Source organism: Mesorhizobium sp. M2C.T.Ca.TU.002.02.1.1 (genome assembly GCF_003997225.1).
Window position 1 is genome coordinate 1 of the sequence record NZ_RZTO01000668.1, and the last position, 3,490, is coordinate 3,490.

The window sequence follows — 3,490 nt, forward strand, 5'->3', positions numbered from 1 at the left end:
CCTCTGACCCGGTCCATTCCTGTCACCGCAAGGCGATGGAGGTGCTCGGCCTCGGCAATCGTGCACTGCGGCGGATCCCGACCGACGCGGGATTGCGCATCGATATCGACGCGCTGAAGGCGGCAATCGCCGAGGACCGCGAGGCAGGCTTCAGCCCGGCCTGCGTGATCGGCACCGCCGGCACCGTCAACACCGGCGCGATCGACGACCCGCAGGCGCTGGCGAAGGTGGCAGATGAAGAAGACCTCTGGTTCCACGTCGACGGCTGCATCGGCGCCCTGATCGCGATCGCACCCGAGAACCGATCGCTGGTTGCCGGCATTGAACAGGCGGATTCGATCGCGCTCGATCCGCACAAATGGCTGCACGCGCCATTCGAAGCCGGTTGCGCGCTGGTCCGCGATGCCGAGGCGCATCGCGGCACCTTTGCCACCACGCTGGAATGCCTGCAGTCGGCGCCGCGCGGGCTCCCTTCCGGGCAATGGCTGCACGACTACGGCCTGCAGACCTCTCGCGGCTTTCGCGCGCTCAAGGTGTGGATGGCGCTGAAGGAGCATGGCGTCGAGAAGTTCGGTCGCCTGATTGACCAGAATATCGCGCAGGCCCGCTATCTCGCCGGCCGGATCGAGGCCGAACCGGAGCTGGAACTGACGGCTCCGACTTCGATCAACATCGTCTGCTTCCGCCATCGTGGGCGCGGCCTGTCCGGCGAGCCGCTGAAGGCATTCAACACCGAGATCATGATGCGGCTGCAGGAGGAGGGCATCGCTGCCATCTCCGACACCACGGTGCACGGGCAGCACTGCCTGAGAGCCGCGATCACCAATCACCGCACGCGGCGCGACGATCTTGATCTCTTGGTGCGCGAGATGCTTCGGCTGGCACGGGAAATCGAGGCTGCCGCGACGCCAATGTGAAACGCGCTCCCTAAGCGTATTTCAACCGGCCGCCAGCGGCGCGCCCGGCAGATAGAGCATGATTGGCCGGATCTCGTAGACGGCGGTTGGGTTGACGCGCTTGAGATCGCGCGCGGCGGCGATCGCTTCGTCCTGGTTCGCGCAATCGAGAACATAGAGGCCGAGCAACTGTTCCTTGGTCTCGGCGAAGGGACCGTCGATGACCATGCCGTCGCCCGGACCGCGCAGCGTCACGGCCTTGGCCGTCGCGTCGAGCCGGGCCGCCGGCCCGAGCTTGCCCTCGCGGGTCAGCCTGTCGTTGACCTCGAGCAGGTCTTTCATCAGCGCCGCATCCTCGCCGGGCGTCCAGGACTGCACGGTGTCTTCCACGTGATAGGCAAGGACGGCGTAGAACATGGATGGACTTCCCTCGTGACCAAGCGGGCCGCACTATCACAAGGAAGAGGCGGCCGATCCAGTGGCGCAATGCGGCGGGACGACCGCCTGCTGACTCAAGCTGCCACCGGCAGCCTCAACTCCGTCAAAAGGCCCCCGCCGGGATGGTTCGAAAGATTGACCTCGCCGCCGGCGCCGCGCGCGATGTTGCGGGCGATGGTGAGGCCGAGGCCGAGGCCGCCGGTGGTGCGGTTGCGTGATTCTTCCAGCCGCACGAAGGAGCCGAACACCGCATCCAGCTTCGCTTGCGGAATGCCGGGGCCTTCGTCGCGGATCGACAGCGTGATCGTGCCGCCCGATCGCCGCACGCCGAGATGCGCCTTCTTGCCGTAGGTCACGGCGTTCTGGATGAGATTGGTGACGCAACGGCGCAGCGCCACCGGCCGTGCGATGCAGATGAGGCCGCGCGAAGGGACCACGTCCTCGTCGAAGGACGCGCCGTCGAAGGAGTCCGCCACCGATTCCACCAGCGACCAGAAATCGATCCGCTCGGCCTTCTCCTCGGTCACCTCGAACTTGGCGAAGTCGATGACGGAGCTGGCGATGCTTTCGATGTCGGCGAGGTCGTGCGCGAGCGCCTCGCGCGCCGGCGACTTGCGCAACAGTTCGAGGCGCAGGCGCATGCGCGTCAGCGGCGTGCGCAGGTCGTGCGCCAGCGCCGCCGCGAGGTGCTCGCGATCCTCGACATAGTCGCGCAGCCGCATCTGCATGGCGTTGATCGCCTTCGCCGCGGCGCGGATCTCGCGGCTGCCGCTCTCGGCGATCGGCGGGCTCTTGAGATCATTTCCGATGCGCTTCACCGCGGTTTCCATCATCCGGTAGGGCGCGGTCAGGCGGCGCAGCGACCATATCGACATCACCACGATCAAGCCGGCAATCAGCGAGTAGAGCGGCAAGCTGTCGACGCTGAGGATCGGCCCCGGAGGCGTGATCGGCTCGGTGAAATTCAGCCATTGCCCATCGGAAAAGCGCAGAGAGGCCGTCAGCTTGTCGCTCTGCGCGAAATCCGCGCCGAGGACCAGGAGATCACGCTCGACCTGGCCGACATCCTTGTTCACCGCCTGGCCGTCCGGGACATCGGACTCCTGGGTGGCCGGATCGCGCCGCACGCGCGCGTCGGTGATGCCGAATTTCGACAGGCGGCCGACCAGGATGTCCTCCAGCTCGGCCAGCTGGTCGTCGCCGGCGATCGAAGAGGTGACGGCGGGCGTGTCCGAGACCGTCAGCGCATAGGTCGAGTTGAACAGGCCCGACGCGGTCGCCTTGCGCTCTTCGGGCGTGGCGTCATGCATCAGCTGCACCAGCGAGTAGGCGCGATCGTTCAACCGGTAGAGATCGACGATACCGTTGGCGGCGGCGCGGTCGCGCGCCACGATGTAAAGCGTCGCCACCTGGCTGATCATGAGGCCGGCAATGACGATGAGCAGTACCCAGACTGGCAGGGTCTGCGGCAGGAAGCGTCTCATTCGGACGTGGTCTCGGGCAGGAACTGATAGCCGCCGCTGCGCACGGTCAGGATCAGCTTGGGCGTCTTCGGGTCGTCTTCCATCTTGCGGCGCAGGCGGCTCACCAGGATGTCGACGCTGCGGTCGAAGCTGTAGCCGGTGTCGCCGCCGGAAAGCTCGATCAGCTGCTCGCGGGTAAGTACGCGCTGGGCGCTCTTGACGAAGGTCTGCAGCAGGTTGAACTCGGCCATCGTCAGCTCCACCCGGACGTCGTCCGGCGCCGTCAGGCGGCGCCGCGCGCAGTCCATCGTCCAACCGGCAAAGTGATAGATCTGCTTGGCGGCCGGGCGGCGCGGCTCGGTGCTGCCGTTGCGTCTGAGCACCGCGCGGATGCGGGCCAGAAGCTCGCGCGGATCGAAGGGCTTGGGTACGTAATCGTCGGCGCCCATTTCCAGGCCCACCACGCGATCGGTCGTTTCGGTGACCGCGGTCAGCATGATGATCGGCGTCGTGTAGTTGGCGCGGATCTCGCGGCAAAGCTCGAGGCCGCTTTTGCCGGGCAGCATCACGTCGAGAACGATCAGGTCCACCGGCGTGCGGCGCAGGACCGCTTCCATCTCGGTGCCGTCGCCGGCCACCGTCGTGTGCAGGCCGCGCTTCTGGAAGAATTCCTGCAACAGGTCGCGTATGCCC

Annotated in this window: 4 protein-coding genes; 1 reads left to right on the forward strand and 3 read right to left on the reverse strand. The window is 66.5% G+C overall.

What is annotated here, in order from left to right; translation table 11 throughout:
* Window positions 1–917 (forward strand): pyridoxal-dependent decarboxylase (locus EOD07_RS27175; RefSeq protein ID WP_245470512.1); only part of this gene is annotated, 917 nt, incomplete at its 5' end.
* Window positions 918–938: 21 nt separating this feature from the next.
* Here the strand turns inward: EOD07_RS27175 and EOD07_RS27180 are convergent.
* The 3 genes from EOD07_RS27180 to EOD07_RS27190 all read right to left on the reverse strand — a co-directional run bounded on the left by EOD07_RS27180 (window position 939) and on the right by EOD07_RS27190 (window position 3,486).
* Window positions 939–1,313, reverse strand: coding sequence for a YciI family protein (locus tag EOD07_RS27180; protein WP_040989729.1), 375 nt, complete (start codon window positions 1,311–1,313; stop codon window positions 939–941).
* A gap of 95 nt (window positions 1,314–1,408) precedes the next feature.
* Window positions 1,409–2,818 carry an ATP-binding protein gene (locus EOD07_RS27185; RefSeq protein ID WP_127237594.1) on the reverse strand — a complete coding sequence of 470 codons (1,410 nt, stop codon included), beginning with the start codon at window positions 2,816–2,818 and terminating at the stop codon, window positions 1,409–1,411.
* Window positions 2,815–3,486 (reverse strand): response regulator transcription factor, encoded by a 672-nt coding sequence (locus tag EOD07_RS27190; protein ID WP_245470513.1) that lies wholly within the window; start codon window positions 3,484–3,486, stop codon window positions 2,815–2,817. Before EOD07_RS27190 ends, EOD07_RS27185 begins: the two co-directional genes overlap by 4 nt.
* Window positions 3,487–3,490: the final 4 nt, after the last annotated feature.

What these genes read in the sequence shown, in the direction of transcription:
- EOD07_RS27180 (WP_040989729.1), bottom strand. Translation starts at nt 1,313, where the DNA reads ATGTTCTACGCCGTCCTTGCCTATCACGTGGAAGACACCGTGCAGTCC.
- EOD07_RS27185 (WP_127237594.1), bottom strand. Translation starts at nt 2,818, where the DNA reads ATGAGACGCTTCCTGCCGCAGACCCTGCCAGTCTGGGTACTGCTCATC.